Genomic DNA, 14,798 nt, shown 5'->3' on the forward strand with positions numbered 1-14,798 from the left:
AGCGTCTGCCGTTGAAATAGCATCACCATGATGGTGACGCGCTCCTCGGTACTCAGGTGACTGTATTGGGTAGACATGACAACACCTTACATCAGGTGTTGCACTTGCTCCTTGAGGCCGCCAAGCCTTGATTGCGAGAATAACGTTACGCAAGGAAAAAATAGCTGAGTATTACCAACAGATCTCTGCCGAGCTCAATGCTGCAACTGCTGCAGGCACCGAACTTATCCCAGGGGAAAGCTGGCAACACGCTACGCAGATCCTTGATGACATCAGCCCGCAATTGAACGAGCTGGTTGTCCTGAGCGAAAAGCTGCCTTTGAGCCGTGAACAACTGCAACAGATGGACACTGGCTACAAGCCCGAAATTCGACTATTGAATCAAAAGGCAGACAGCCTTCTGACTCAAAACCCGGAAAGGGTCGTGTTCTTTACTCACTTGTTACGTCTTGAAAACAACTATCAAAAGCTAATCCTCAAACCCAATCTGGATCCGCGCTCAGACTTGTTGCTTAGGCGCCTGTGGAACAACCTGCACCTTCTGAAGTCCCAGCGCATGCGTTTGTACCAATTGACTGACGCCAGTGAGGATTTGAAAGCTCAGTTGCTAAGCGACATGGACAGTATTCTTGCCGGTGCTCGTCGACGCCTTGATAACTTCGCGGCAGAACCGGGCGATGCCAAACAACAGAAGATTGTCGAAGCGATCCGCAAGGACCTGGCGTTTGCAACTCAAAATATAAAGTCTGCCCTCACCGACTACCCGCCGACCTTGACGGTTGAACAACTGAAACGCCAGACGCCCGGCCTGATTGAAACCCACGACCAAGGGCTGCTCCTTGGCAAACTTCGACCAGGAAACGATGAGCTCGTCGATATCTTCGATACGGATGATGTTCAACCCATCGCAACCTATCGCAAAGGGCAGAGCAGTTGGGAGGAACTCACCGACTCTGCAGCGCCCGTTGCCTCACCCGCTTCGAGCCAACAACGTCTGTCGCAATTGATCAAGAAAAGTACGGCACTGATCCAGGACAGCAATAAAGACCTGCGATTTTTCGAATCCCGTACCGCCAGGGATTACCTGCCAGCGGACATAGAAGACATGCTTGCGCAACAGCGCCAGCGAGTGGAAGCGCTGCGTGACGCCCTGCGTCGCCGTCTGGGCGACGACCCTGCCACAAGCGATGGCGCGGCCCAGGACGCTATAGAGACGCTGGACAATCAGGCACACATCCTTAAAGAGCAAGCACGCACATTGCGGATCAATGCCGCTTTGCGGCAGGCACCGCGAATGGGCGAGTTACAATACTTGATCGAACACAATGAGGTAGAGATCAAGCTTACCGGTACCCGGAAGCTGTTACCCAAAGTAAAGGGACGACTGGAGGACTACTTCGACGAGTACGAAATACGCCACAACGGACGCCCCATCTGGTTTGCACACTTTCATTACCTGGGCCAGGCCACGCCTAAGCCGGATTTTGTCGCAGGGCACTTGAAGACCGTCGCCCAGCGATACCTCCGTGGCCGAACGGCCGTTGACCCACTCACCGGTCAAACCACCGAGGTTCATCGAGCGCCGATCAGTACCATAGCAGCGAAGAAATACTTCTTCGCTGTATAACCAAGAACCACGGCGCTGCCAGGCAGCGCCTTTCATTAGCGGTCCTTGAACTGCGCCTCGCGCTTGGCGATGAATGCCGCCATTCCTTCCTTTTGATCCTCAGTGGCAAAGGCGGCATGGAAAACCCGGCGCTCGAAACGAACCCCCTCACTCAAGGTAACCTCGAAAGCCCGATTGACACTTTCCTTGACCATCATGCTAATCGGAACCGACTTGCTGGCGATCGACGCTGCCACCTTCAACGCTTCCTCAAGCAGCTCGTCCTGAGCGACCACTCGAGCTACAAGGCCTGCGCGCTCGGCTTCTTCGGCACCCATCAGACGACCACTCAAGCACAACTCCATTGCCTTGGCCTTGCCAACGGCACGGGTCAAACGCTGGGTACCGCCCATGCCCGGCAACACGCCGAGATTGATTTCTGGCTGGCCAAACTTGGCATTGTCGGCAGCCAGAATGAAGTCGCACATCATCGCCAGCTCGCAACCACCACCCAAGGCGAAGCCCGAGACCGCAGCAATAATCGGTTTACGTCGGTTGGCAATACGATCGGCATCGCTGAAGAGGTCGTCGACATAAATCTGCGGGTAACGCAGTTCAGACATTTCCTTGATGTCAGCGCCGGCGGCGAAAGCCTTGGTTGAACCAGTCAGCACCACGCAACCAATATTCGGGTCAGCTTCAAGCTGGTCCAGCGCCTTGTTGATCTCACCTACGATTTGCGCGTTCAGGGCGTTGAGCGCCTGCGGGCGATTGAGGGTAATCAGGCCAACCTTGCCGTGGATGTCCAACAAAATGGTTTCAAATGACATGCAAGCTGCTCCCTTCAAAGATTACGCGCAATAACCATGCGCTGAATATCGCTGGTGCCTTCGTAGATCTGACAGACCCGCACATCGCGGTAGATCCGCTCCAGCGGAAAGTCACTCAGATAGCCATAACCGCCGAGGGTCTGCAAGGCTTGCGAGCAGACCTTTTCTGCCATTTCCGAGGCAAATAGTTTGGCCATCGATGCTTCGACCAGCGCCGGACGCCCCGCATCTCGCAGAGCAGCCGCGTGCTGCACCATTTGCCGGGCAACGGCGATATTGGTCGCCATGTCTGCCAGGCGAAACGCCACGGCCTGGTGCTCGATCAAGGATTTGCCGAAACTCTCGCGCTCGCGAGCATAGTCACGCGCCACCTCGAATGCAGCACGGGCCATGCCTACAGATTGCGAGGCGATACCGATACGCCCGCCTTCAAGGTTGGCCAACGCGATCTTGTAACCTTCGCCCTCCTCGCCCAGGCGATTGGCCAGCGGCACACGAACGTTGTCGAAAACGATCTGGCAGGTATCCGAAGCATGCTGGCCGAGCTTATCTTCTACCCGGGCGACTTCATAACCCGGTAAGTCGGTCGGTACGATAAAGGCGCTTATGCCGCGCTTGCCTGCCTCGGGATCGGTCACCGCAAACACGATCACAATGCCGGCGTTCTGCCCAGAAGTGATGAATTGCTTGCAGCCATTGAGCACATAGTGATCCCCGTCTCGGCGAGCACGGGTTTTCAGACTGCTAGCATCGGAGCCGGCCTGTGGCTCGGTCAGTGCAAATGCACCAAGCATCGCGCCACTGGCCAAAGGCACCAGGAACTGTTGTTTCTGCTGTTCATTGCCGAACTTGAGGATCGGCACGCAACCCACCGAGTTGTGCACGCTCATGATGGTGGAGCAAGCGCCATCACCCGCGGCAATTTCCTCAAGGGCCATGGCGTAGGCAACATAGCCAGTATCGCTGCCACCCCACTGTTCCGGCACCAACATGCCAAACAGGCCCAGTTGGGCCATCTCTTCGATTGCTTCACTGGGAAAACGATGTTCCCGATCCCACTGCTCGGCAAATGGCCGCAAACGCTCTTGGGCGAACTGGCGGACGGCGTCGCTGATTTGCTGTTGTTCGTCATTTACTAACATGGTGCACCTCAGTACAGACACTCGACGGCCATGGCTGTGGCTTCACCGCCGCCGATACAGATGGCCGCGATACCACGACGCAAGCCTTTCTGGCGCAGGGCAGCGAGCAAGGTCACGAGGATACGTGCGCCCGAAGCCCCGATTGGATGGCCCAACGCGCAGGCACCGCCGTGCACGTTGACCTTGTCGGACGGCAGGTCCAGATGTTTCATCGCGGCCAGCGTGACAACGGCGAAAGCCTCGTTGATTTCAAACAGATCGACTTCGCCCAGGTTCCACCCGGTACGCTTGATCAGCTTGTCGATGGCGCCAATAGGTGCGGTTGGAAACAGCGCCGGAGTATCGGCAAAGGCCGCATGACCGTGGATCACCGCCAGCGGTTTCAGACCCTGCTTTTGTGCCTGGGAGCGGCGCATCAACACCAGTGCCGCGGCGCCGTCGGAAATCGAACTGGAGTTGGCCGCAGTCACCGTACCGCCTTCACGGAAGGCTGGCTTGAGCTGAGGAATTTTGTCCAGCCGTGCCTTTGGTGGCTGCTCATCATCACTGATCAAGCGTTGGACTTTGCCTTCTGTCACCTGCACCGGGACGATCTCGCTGGCAAAACTACCGTCCTTGATTGCCAACTGCGCGCGCGTCAGCGAAGCGATGGCAAAGTCATCTTGTTGCTGTCGTGTAAAGCCGTTGTCCTGGGCGCAATCCTCAGCGAACGTACCCATCAGACGGCCCTTGTCGTAGGCATCTTCCAGACCGTCGAAGAACATGTGGTCGATGATCTTGCCATGCCCCATGCGATAGCCACTGCGCGCCTTTTCCAACAGGTAAGGTGCGTTGGACATGCTTTCCATACCCCCTGCCACGACAACTTCGGCGCTGCCGGCAAGAAGCAAGTCGTGAGCCATGATCGCAGCCTGCATGCCCGAGCCACACATCTTGTTCAAGGTAGTGCACGTGGTCGACTTGTTCAGCCCGGCGCCCAGCGCCGCTTGCCGCGCAGGTGCCTGCCCCAGACCCGCGGGTAGGACACAGCCGAACAACACTTGCTCAACGCTGTCGGCGGCAACGCCTGCGCGTTCTACCGCTGCACGAATTGCAGCAGCACCAAGTTGCGGTGCCGTCAGGCTCTTCAAGTCACCTTGCAGGCCACCCATGGGTGTGCGCACAGCGCTGACAATTACGATTGGATCATTGGCGAGGGTCATGATGGATACTCCTGCAATTACTTGGCGGCCATGCGCAAGGCACCGTCGAGACGGATGACCTCACCATTGAGCATGCTGTTTTCGATTATGTGCCGCGCCAGCGCAGCATATTCCTGCGCCCGCCCAAGGCGTGGTGGGAATGGCACGCCGGCGGCCAACGAATCGCGAACTTCCTGAGTCATGCCCGCCATCATCGGGGTTTCAAAAATACCTGGAGCAATGGTCATCACACGGATACCAAAGCGTGCAAGTTCACGGGCTGCCGGTAAGGTCAGGCTGGCAATCGCGCCTTTGGAAGCGGCGTAGGCAGCCTGGCCGATCTGGCCGTCGTAAGCGGCAATCGATGCGGTGTTGATGATCACCCCACGCTCGCCCTCCTCGTTCGCCTCGCTTTCTGCCATGGCGGCGGCGGCTAGACGCAGCAGGTTGAAGCTACCGATCAGGTTGACGTTGATGACGCGACTGAAACTATCCAGGCCATGCGGCCCACCTTTGCCGAGGATCTTTTCGGCACCAACGATACCTGCGCAATTGACCAATCCGTGCAGGCTGCCAAACGCTGCGACAGCAGCCTCAACGGCTGCTTTGGCAGCGACTTCCTGGCTGATATCGGCGACGGCAAACCGTGCCTTGGCGCCCAGCGCTTGTGCCTTGGCTTGCACGGCCTCGGCGTTGAGGTCCACCAGCATGACCTGGGCCCCGGCTTCGATTAGCATTTGCGCGGTAGCTGCGCCCAGTCCCGATGCCGCGCCGCTGACGATAAAATTCTTGTTGGCTATCTGCATGATCAGATTCCTCAGGCGCTGGGGTTCGAGGCCAACGCAGCTTGTTGTTTGGCAATTTCCTGGTTGCGCAGGATAAAACGCTGCAGCTTGCCGCTCGGTGTCTTGGGCAGCTCGCTGACAAATTCGATTTCCCGTGGATAAGCATGGGCATAAAGGCGCTGGCGCACGTGCTGACGCAGAGCTTCGGCCAGTTCCTCACTGGCCACCTGGCCAGCAGCCAATACCACAAATGCCTTGATCAGCTCGGTGCGCTCAGGGTCGGGCTTACCGACCACGGCAGCCTCGATGACCGCCGGATGCTCAATCAGCGCACTCTCGACATCGAAAGGCCCTACCCGATAACCCGACGTAGTGATTACATCATCGCTGCGGCCGACGAAGCTGATACTGCCATCTGCGTTCAACTCCACCGTGTCGCCACTCAGGTAATACTGGCCGACAATCGACCGGGTTGGTACGCCGTGATAACCGCCAAACCAGCACAGCGGTGATTGTTCACGGTCCACCGCGAGGATTCCCGGCTGACCGGCCGGCAATTCCTGATTGTGTTCGTCGAGCACGACAATACGGTGGCCCGGAATGGCAAACCCCGCCGACCCCAGATGCACCGGGTGCTCCAGTCCATGGTGGTTGCACAGCACCATGCCCAGCTCGGTCTGCCCGTAATGATCGTGAATGGTTACATCCAACTCGTCGGCGAACCAGCGGATCACTTCCGGATTGAGTGGCTCACCCGCACTGCTCACCACTCGAAGACGACCTTTGACCGGCGCGGAAAACTGCGCGCCAGCAGCAATCAGCAAGCGAAAAGCGGTGGGTGAACCCGCCAGATTGCTGATAGCGTATTTGTCGATCATCCGGCAGGTAGTCTCGACGCTAAACGGTCCATCGAAAAAAGTGGTGGCATGACCCAGCGCCAACGGGCCGGTAACAGCGTAATACAAGCCATAGGCCCAGCCCGGATCGGCCAGGTTCCAGAAGCTGTCATCGTCGCGCAGATCGATGGCATCCCGCATGTAGCCTTGGAAGGCAACGATAGCGCGTAACGGCACCAGCAGCGGCTTGGCCGGGCCCGTAGTGCCCGATGTAAACATCATCAGGAACGGCGCATCGCCACTGAGCAGCACCGGCTCAAGCACAGTGCTGGCAGCATTCAACGATTGATGGAAGTCGACATCGCCAGAGCCATCCAGAGCCTTGACGCAGATGATCGCGGGACAATCGACAACGTCATCGAGCTTGCTGCGATTGGTGTGGTCGGTTATCACAACCCGCGCGTCGGACTGATGTACCCGGTGCTCAATGGCTTTTGGACCAAAAGCCGTGAACAGGGGCTGATAGACAGCACCCAGCCGCCAGGTTGCCAAGACGGCCACCAGCAGCTCGGGGATTCTGGGTAGAAGCCCGGCAACCCGATCACCCTCACCCACACCCTGAGCACGCAGGACGCTGGCAAAGCGAATCGCCTGTTGCTGCAACTGATCGAAACTGAACTGAGCCTGTTCGCCGTCGCGCCCTTCCCAATTCAGGGCAATTTTGCCACTGCCGGTATGGCGATCACAGCACTCGACACAAGCATTAAGCCCATTGAGGTTGCCATGCAGGGAGGCGTCGGCCACCGTGGGATAGTCAAAGCCGCGCGCGGCTTCGGAGTAAACACGCATCGTCAGACTCCTGGTTCTTATTGTTGGAGTAGCACCATGAATCTGACGATAGTCGCGCTGCATCGGCTTTGGGACAATGGCCAAAGTTGTCAAATTGGATGACTGGTTTGGCCTTGCTCCTTGTCTCCCCTCAAATGCCTCCTCCGCCAGCCTCGTCTACAGCCAGAGCCTTCTGGGTCAATTGCCGAATGCCTGTCGTGAAGCTTTTCCTGGCTCAGGATGTGCGCGTGCATGCAGTCGCGCACTGCCCTTGCAGGATTACCGTACGATAGTGCCCGGGGTTGCAGCCGAACCACTTGCGAAACGCCTTGTAGAACGAGCTGCTGTCGGCAAAACCCAGGCGCTCGGCGATCTCGGCGAATCCCAGGTCAACTTCAGCCAACCAGGTGATAGCCAGTTCGCGTCGCACGCTGTCCTTCAGTCCCTGATAGGTCTGCCCTTCCTCTGCCAGGCGACGACGCAATGTAGAGGCAGAAAGGCAAAAATCACGCGCCAGGCTGTCGGCGTCGGGCCATTGACCGGGGTCCATCTGGCGAAGATCCTGGCGAATCCGGCGCGCCAAACTGGTCGGGTCACGGTACTTGACCAAAATATTGCCAGGCGCTTGGGCGAGGAAGCGCTGAAGTTCTTCCTCGCTGCGCTTTAGTGGAAGATCCAGGCAATCGGCGGCGATGATCATTCGCGAACGGGGACGATTGAACTGCAGGTTCTCCGAGAACATTACCCGGTAATCGTCACAAAACAACGGTTCTGCGCAACGCAACTCAATGGCCAGGATGGGGATGCGCCGTCCGGCCAACCAACAGGCGACCCCGTGAACGATCATCCAGAAAGTAAAGTAGGTAAAGGCACGGCGCGGTTGCTCACGCGGCTCGACGATAACGATCTCAGCAAGGCTTTGCTGCCTTATCAAAGCAGGCTGCAGGTCTTCGAGCATCAATGAAAGGAAGGTCAGGGCTGCATCCAGGCCTGCACCGAGGGTAGGCTGAGCCATTGCCGTACGACAGAGAAAGGCCAGGCTTCCACTGCGCAACCCGCGTGGGTCCATGCCGAAAAACTCATCGTTGCAACGCCGCGCCAACAATCGCCAGAGCTGTGCATAGGCCTGCGCTGGCACCCGCGCATCTGCCTGCTCGAGCAAAACTGCATCAATACCGATGCAATTGAGCAAGGCCTGGCTTGGCGCACCGGGTGCGCAACTTTGCAGCAGCGCTTCGCGCACCAATTGCATAGAGATGGTGTCTTTGCCCGCCATCAGCAGTACTTCGCCTTACCCGTCCGGTTTGACGGCCATCTTAGGGGCGCCAACAGAAAATGCCAGTGTTGCTTCATACCGTCGGTGCCAAGCTCAGAAATGCCTGAATCAGCCGCAGTTCACGGCGTCGCTCCAGGCACCCGATCATGTGTTGATTCACCAGCCCAGGGCCCACAATCGAGCGGGCCACAACCCGTGGGTCATGGCTGGTCTCCACCGACGACACAATACCGATGCCAAGCTCAGCCGCCACTGCTTCAGTCACTGCCTCGCGGCTGTCCAATTCCAGGAGTACGCGCGGCCTGACATCGGCCTGTACGCACGCCTGATCGAACGTTCGCCGCGTGATCGAGCTGGGTTCGCGCAGCACCATGATTTGTCGATCCAGCTCACTGATCGCAAGGGCGTGACGATCAACGGCCCAAGGATGACCTGCTGGCAACAAGGCACAGATCTGTGACTCACCCAAGCTTTGTAGATACAGCCCTTTGCGAGGTTCTACCTCAGTCAATACCGCGACATCCGCATGCTCACTGAGCAGTGCCGCCAGTGTCTCCTGGGCATTGCCCAAGCGCAGATTGACGGTTATTCCCGGGTAGCGAGCCCGTAGCTGGGCAAGCATCGGCATGACCCGATGCGGCCCATCGGCCGCCACTTCAAGGCGCCCGGTAAGCAACTGACGATTGGCCTCAAGCATGGCTTGAGCTTCTTCGGCCAAACCGAACATCGCCCGAGTGATTGCCGCCAGCCGAGTGCCCTCCTCAGTCAGTTCTACGCGTCGAGCGGTGCGACGCAATAAGGTGATCTGGTAATGCTCCTCCAGCGCCTTGATGTGCCCGGTGACGGCAGGTTGGCTGATGAACAAACGTGCCGCAGCGCGAGTAAAACTACCCTCCCGGGCAACTGCATCGAACGCTCTGAGCTGGAAAAGATTCATATCTATCGGCCTGACTTATGGCTGGCATAACAACAAACAATTTGATTGATGATGCGCACAATTGCAACTTAGGCCCCGTAGTTTCAGCCCACCGCTTGTGAGGAACTCCGGAATGAGCAACGCCCCTATCCTGCTGACCCCCGGTCCCTTGACCACTTCATCCCGCACCCGCCAAGCGATGATGGTGGACTGGGGCTCCTGGGACCAAGAGTTCAATCAGCTGACCGCCAGCCTGTGCGAACAACTGCTGGCCATTGTCAACGGTGCCGACAGCCATCACTGTGTACCGCTGCAAGGCAGTGGCACTTTTGCCGTCGAAGCAGCAATCGGCACGCTGGTACCTCGTGACGGCAAGGTGCTGGTGCTGATCAACGGTGCCTATGGCCAGCGTCTGGCCAAGATCTGCAAAGTCATCGGGCGCGCCTACAGCACCTTCGAAACAGCTGAAGACGAGCCAACAACCGCAGCCGACGTCGATCGTCTGTTGGCCGCCGATCCTGCCATTACCCACGTGGCGTTGATTCACTGCGAAACCAGTACCGGCATCCTCAATCCGCTGCCAGAGATAGCCCAGGTCATCGCTCGCCACGGCAAGCGCCTGATCATCGATGCCATGAGTTCGTTTGGCGCCCTGCCAATCGATGCTGCGCAAGTGCCGTTCGATGCCTTGATCGCCGCCTCTGGCAAATGCCTGGAAGGCGTACCCGGCATGGGCTTCGTCTTCGCCAACAAGGCCTCTCTGGCAGCAGCGGCAGGCAATTCGCCATCCCTGGCCATGGACCTTCAGGACCAGCATGCCTACATGGCCAAGACTGGCCAGTGGCGCTTCACACCGCCCACCCACGTGGTAGCGGCGTTGCACGAAGCCCTGCTTCAGTACAACGAGGAGGGCGGCCTGCCCGCCCGCCACCAACGCTACGCAAGCAACTGCAAAGTTCTGCTCGATGGCATGGCAGCAATCGGTCTGCGCAGCTTTCTGCCCGCCGAAATCCAGGCCCCGATCATCGTTACGTTCCACGCCCCGAATGATCCGCGCTACCAGTTCAAGGACTTCTACGAGCGAGTCAAGGCAAAAGGCTTCATCCTCTATCCGGGCAAACTGACCCAGGTGGAAACATTCCGCGTCGGTTGTATCGGTGTGGTCGGACCGGACGGCATGCAAGCCGCCGTAAATGCTGTAGCCCAGGTGCTGCGGGAAATGGAAGTACTGGATATCTAACGCGCTGACACTCTTTCAAGGAACTAGCAAATGAACTACAGCAATCCATCGCAACTTCAAGCTGCAATCCTGGACTGGGCCGGCACCGTGGTCGACTTCGGCTCTTTCGCTCCAACCCAGATTTTTGTCGAAGCCTTCGCCGAGTTCGACGTCGAAGTGTCGATCGAAGAGGCCCGCGGTCCGATGGGCATGGGCAAGTGGGACCACATTCGCACCTTGTGCGATCAGCCACAAATTTCAGAGCGTTATCGCAAGGTGTTTGGCCGCACCCCTACTGACGACGATGTTACCGCCATCTATGAGCGCTTCATGCCCCTGCAGATTGAAAAGATCGCGGTGCATTCAGCGCTGATCCCCGGTGCTCTGGACACCCTCACCGGTTTGCGTAAAGACGGTCTGAAAATCGGCTCCTGCTCCGGCTATCCAAAAGTGGTCATGGACAAGGTTGTCGAACTGGCCGCACAGAATGGCTATGTCGCCGATCATGTGGTAGCTACCGATGAAACTCCAAATGGCCGCCCGTGGCCTGCACAAGCCCTGGCAAACGTGATTGCCCTGGGTATTGATGACGTAGCCGCCTGCGTAAAGGTCGACGACACCGTTCCCGGCATCCTCGAAGGCCGCCGCGCCGGCATGTGGACCGTCGCACTGGTCTGTTCAGGCAATGCCCTTGGTCTGACCTATGAAGGCTATCGTGCCCTGGCCTCGGACGTGCTGGACAGCGAGCGCAAGCGCATCCACGCGATGTTCGCAGGCTCTCGCCCACACTACCTCATCGATACCATCAATGAGCTGCCAGAAGTCATTGCCGATATCAACAAGCGCCTGGCACGCGGGGAGATGCCTCAAGCGGTGTAAGGCTCAGGACCAACGTAGGGCAAGCCTGCTTCCTTGAATGTCATGGAAGTGGGCTTGCCCGGCACTGATCAACCCTGATGGCGTTCTACCCAGGCTGCGTACTTGTCGATAAAGGTCTGCAAGAACGGCCGGGTTTTCTCGGAAAGCTTGCCGTTGTCATCGAACAGGGTCGCCGCCCCACCGATATAAGCTTCCGGCTGCTGCAAGCATGGCACATCGAGAAATACCAGGGATTGCCGCAGGTGATGGTTTGCACCAAAACCACCCACCGCACCGGGAGACACACTGATCACGGCACCTGGCTTTCCGCTCCAGGCGCTCTGCCCATAGGGTCGCGATCCTACATCAATTGCGTTCTTCAACACCCCAGGTACCGAGCGATTGTATTCCGGGGTGACGAACAGGACGGCATCACTTGCGCGAATCTGCTCGCGGAAGGTCTTGTACGCCGCCGGCGGATCGACATCGATGTCTTCGTTGTAGAGCACCAGATCGCCAATTTCGACTATTTTCAGTTTAAGGTTCGAGGGCGCAAGCTCCGCCAGCGCATGGGCAACTTTGCGGTTGAATGATTCCTTGCGCAAGCTGCCGACTACGACGGCTACCGAATAGACCTGGCTCATGGCAATTTCCTGACAAGTAGGATAAAGGAACTTGTAGGTATAGATGATCTATCCGGTACTCGAAGTTTTTTTCCGAACGGGCAAAACTTACCCGCTAAATCGGTGGTCTATGGCTCATTGAAAATTTTCAGAGGTTGCACGGTAAATGACAGCAGTACTGGTCGGACAATTTCATGCGCGGGACGCAGAAGGTCGCATCTACCCCGTTCATGAGTTCCAGCAAACCTCCCCACAAGCCGACGGTAGAGCCCCCCTGCTTGTCACCACTTACAAATTGGCCATTGGTGACAAGGTCAATCATCTTGGCGATAACCGTTTCGAGTTGGCGCGCAGCGGCGTCGAGATCATTCGCATTCCTTGATGCAATCGACGGTGTACACCCCTCCTTGCTCGTCCACCTGCAGCTGCAGTCCGTGTACATCGGCGACGAAACCGGGAAAACCATTGGCAAATGCCACGGCAAACGCCAGGTAATCGATGATGGAACGGGTCGACTCGGTAAAACGCTCGCCGGGCATGACCAATGGAATACCCGGGGGGTACGGCACCAACATTACCGCGGCAGTGCGACCCAGCAACTGATCAATCGGTACTGCTTCCACCTCGCCACGTACCATCCGATCGTAGGCATCGGCGGGCTTCATGACCACCTCAGGCAACGAAGTGAACAAGCGTTTTAACTGTTTGGCAGTGGCGTTCTTGCGATAGCAGGCGTGCAATTGATCGCACAGGTCGCGCAGCCCCAGCCCCTGATAGCGCACCCGACCCTCTCGGGCGATACAAGGCAAGCATTCGAGCAGATCAACGTTGGCATCGTAGTTACGCTTGAACTCCAACAGCTCAGTCAACAAGGTGCTCCATTTACCCTTGGTGATGCCCATCGAAAACAGCACAAGAAAAGTGTAGAGCCCGGTTTTTTCAACCACCAGACCACGCTCCCAGAGAAACTTGCTGACCACCGCGGCCGGAATGCCATGCTCACTCAATGCCCCGCCCGCGCTAAGTCCAGGCATGACCAGAGTGACCTTGACCGGGTCGAGTAACACATAGTCGTCCGTCACATCGCCGAATCCGTGCCAATCGGCCTGCGGTCGCAACAACCAATCTGCGGTGTTTACCTGACGCATGCCTTCGACCTGAGGTGGCTGCCAGATGCTGAACCACCAATCCTCAACAGCAATGTGCTGACGCAAATTGGCCATGGCCCGACGAAAGCTCAACGCCTCATCGAACATTTCCTGCATCAGTGAATGTCCAGCGGGGCCCTCCATCATGGTCGAAGCAACATCCAGCGAGGCCAGGATGCTGTACTGCGGCGATGTAGAAATATGCATCATGAATGCTTCGTTGAAGCGATCACGGTCAAGCTGTCGGGCGCCACCATCCTGCACATGAATCATGGAGGCCTGGCTGAAGGCCGCTAACAGCTTGTGCGTCGAATGAGTACTGAAGACCAACGGACTGTCCTCACTACGGGAAGTACCCATGGCGAAGCGTCCGGCAAAAAAAGCATGGAATGCCGCGTAGGCGTACCAGGCTTCATCGAAATGCAGCACCTCGACACTGTTGCCCAGCATCTGTTTGATCAGTTCGGCGTTGTAACAAAGCCCGTCGTAGGTGGAGTTGGTTACCACGGCCAGTTTTACCTTGGGTATGCGTCCACGGGCGAGAGGGTTGGCCTGGATCTTGGCGAGAATCGATTGAGGGCTGAACTCACTTAATGGGATCGGCCCGATGATCCCCAATTCATTACGTTCGGGGCACAGGTACAAGGGGATTGCACCGGTCATGATAATGGCGTGCACCACCGACTTGTGACAGTTGCGGTCGACAAGCACCAGATCATCGCGTCCGACCACCGCATGCCAGACGATTTTGTTAGCCGTTGAAGTGCCGTTGATGACAAAGAAGGTGTGATCGGCGCCAAAGTTTTTTGCCGCCCGCGCTTCGGCTGCAGCCAGCGGACCTGTGTGATCCAGCAACGAACCAAGCTCAGGCACCGAAACGGAGAGGTCCGAGCGCAGAGTGTTCTCGCCAAAAAACTGATGAAACGCGAGTCCGACCGGACTCTTGCGATAGGCTACCCCGCCACCATGACCGGGGGTGTGCCAGGAATAGTTGGATTGCGCAGTGTGCTGCACCAGGGCGTTGAAGAACGGAGGCAGCAAACCGTCAAGGTAAATGTGCGCGGCGCGTGCGACCTGGCGCGCCAGAAATGGCACGGTGTCTTCGAACAAGTAAAGAATGCCACGCAGCTGGTTCAGCTCACTCATGACATCGGCAGGTGCATTCTCCAATGTCACCTGTTCACCCAAGGCGAAAATCGGCAAGTGAGGTGCACGCAGTCGAGCCAGGCGTATCAGCTCGACCATGTTCTGCAACAAATGCGTGTTTTCTCCGGCCCCTTCCGCTGCGATCAGCAGGCAAGCCAGCCCATGGTGCGTCGAGGCCAGCAGCCGACCTTCAGCGTAATCAATGGCCGGTAGAATATCAAAGCCATCCTGGGACAGCTCTTGGGCAATGCCGCGCACACGCTCGCCGGCTAGCGTGTCGGCCTTGATATCGCGGTGAACGATCAGAACAGGAAACTTGAGGTCCTTGTACATACGGGGGCGCCTGCTCCGAATGACGTGTCGGTCATTTCAGGGTAGAAGCAGGTCAGCGCCCTTGCGCGAGA

The 14,798-nt window shown here is 57.6% G+C and carries 13 protein-coding genes; 4 read left to right on the forward strand and 9 right to left on the reverse strand.

All coding sequences use genetic code 11. From position 1 onward, the window contains the following. Positions 1–343 precede the first annotated feature (343 nt). Complete coding sequence (locus tag H8F21_RS27265; protein ID WP_203585710.1) at positions 344–1,627, forward strand: hypothetical protein; 1,284 nt, start codon at positions 344–346, stop codon at positions 1,625–1,627. A gap of 35 nt (positions 1,628–1,662) precedes the next feature. Here H8F21_RS27265 and H8F21_RS27270 read toward each other — a convergent pair whose 3' ends face one another. The 7 genes from H8F21_RS27270 to H8F21_RS27300 form a co-directional block, all read right to left on the reverse strand. Continuing rightward, on the reverse strand, positions 1,663–2,436 hold the full coding sequence (locus H8F21_RS27270; protein WP_203481920.1) for an enoyl-CoA hydratase: 774 nt from the start codon (positions 2,434–2,436) through the stop codon (positions 1,663–1,665). Between the two features lie 14 nt (positions 2,437–2,450). Continuing rightward, positions 2,451–3,578, reverse strand: coding sequence for an acyl-CoA dehydrogenase (locus H8F21_RS27275; RefSeq protein WP_136477332.1), 1,128 nt, complete (start codon positions 3,576–3,578; stop codon positions 2,451–2,453). An 8-nt stretch (positions 3,579–3,586) separates the two neighbouring features. Next, positions 3,587–4,780: an acetyl-CoA C-acyltransferase gene (locus H8F21_RS27280; protein WP_203481918.1), complete on the reverse strand. Its 1,194-nt coding sequence runs from the start codon at positions 4,778–4,780 to the stop codon at positions 3,587–3,589. A gap of 17 nt (positions 4,781–4,797) precedes the next feature. Then, on the reverse strand, positions 4,798–5,565 hold the full coding sequence (locus H8F21_RS27285; protein WP_203481916.1) for an SDR family NAD(P)-dependent oxidoreductase: 768 nt from the start codon (positions 5,563–5,565) through the stop codon (positions 4,798–4,800). Between the two features lie 11 nt (positions 5,566–5,576). After that, entirely contained in the window at positions 5,577–7,229 is a 1,653-nt protein-coding gene (locus tag H8F21_RS27290; RefSeq protein WP_203481915.1) for an AMP-binding protein, read from the reverse strand. A 214-nt stretch (positions 7,230–7,443) separates the two neighbouring features. After that, positions 7,444–8,484 (reverse strand): AraC family transcriptional regulator, encoded by a 1,041-nt coding sequence (locus tag H8F21_RS27295; protein WP_203481913.1) that lies wholly within the window; start codon positions 8,482–8,484, stop codon positions 7,444–7,446. 73 nt (positions 8,485–8,557) lie between these two features. Continuing rightward, on the reverse strand, positions 8,558–9,421 hold the full coding sequence (locus H8F21_RS27300; protein ID WP_203481911.1) for a LysR substrate-binding domain-containing protein: 864 nt from the start codon (positions 9,419–9,421) through the stop codon (positions 8,558–8,560). A 112-nt stretch (positions 9,422–9,533) separates the two neighbouring features. Here H8F21_RS27300 and H8F21_RS27305 point away from each other — a divergent pair, with 112 nt between their 5' ends. Then, the gene (locus H8F21_RS27305) at positions 9,534–10,640 is read left to right on the forward strand and encodes a 2-aminoethylphosphonate--pyruvate transaminase (RefSeq protein ID WP_203481909.1); all 1,107 of its coding nucleotides are present in this window, start codon (positions 9,534–9,536) and stop codon (positions 10,638–10,640) included. A 30-nt stretch (positions 10,641–10,670) separates the two neighbouring features. Next, positions 10,671–11,498: a phosphonoacetaldehyde hydrolase gene (phnX, locus tag H8F21_RS27310; protein WP_203481907.1), complete on the forward strand. Its 828-nt coding sequence runs from the start codon at positions 10,671–10,673 to the stop codon at positions 11,496–11,498. Between the two features lie 68 nt (positions 11,499–11,566). Here the strand turns inward: phnX and H8F21_RS27315 are convergent, their stop codons facing one another. Beyond that, positions 11,567–12,121 (reverse strand): NADPH-dependent FMN reductase, encoded by a 555-nt coding sequence (locus H8F21_RS27315; RefSeq protein WP_203481905.1) that lies wholly within the window; start codon positions 12,119–12,121, stop codon positions 11,567–11,569. Positions 12,122–12,266: 145 nt separating this feature from the next. Between H8F21_RS27315 and H8F21_RS27320 the strand changes: the two genes are divergently transcribed. Next, positions 12,267–12,482 carry a hypothetical protein gene (locus H8F21_RS27320; protein WP_203481903.1) on the forward strand — a complete coding sequence of 72 codons (216 nt, stop codon included), beginning with the start codon at positions 12,267–12,269 and terminating at the stop codon, positions 12,480–12,482. Here H8F21_RS27320 and H8F21_RS27325 read toward each other — a convergent pair. Continuing rightward, positions 12,466–14,727 (reverse strand): arginine/lysine/ornithine decarboxylase, encoded by a 2,262-nt coding sequence (locus tag H8F21_RS27325; protein WP_203585711.1) that lies wholly within the window; start codon positions 14,725–14,727, stop codon positions 12,466–12,468. The two genes, H8F21_RS27320 and H8F21_RS27325, sit on opposite strands and share 17 nt — an antisense overlap. Positions 14,728–14,798 lie beyond the last annotated feature (71 nt).

Origin of the sequence: Pseudomonas arcuscaelestis, assembly GCF_016881005.1 — a bacterium.
Lineage (GTDB): Bacteria > Pseudomonadota > Gammaproteobacteria > Pseudomonadales > Pseudomonadaceae > Aquipseudomonas > Aquipseudomonas arcuscaelestis.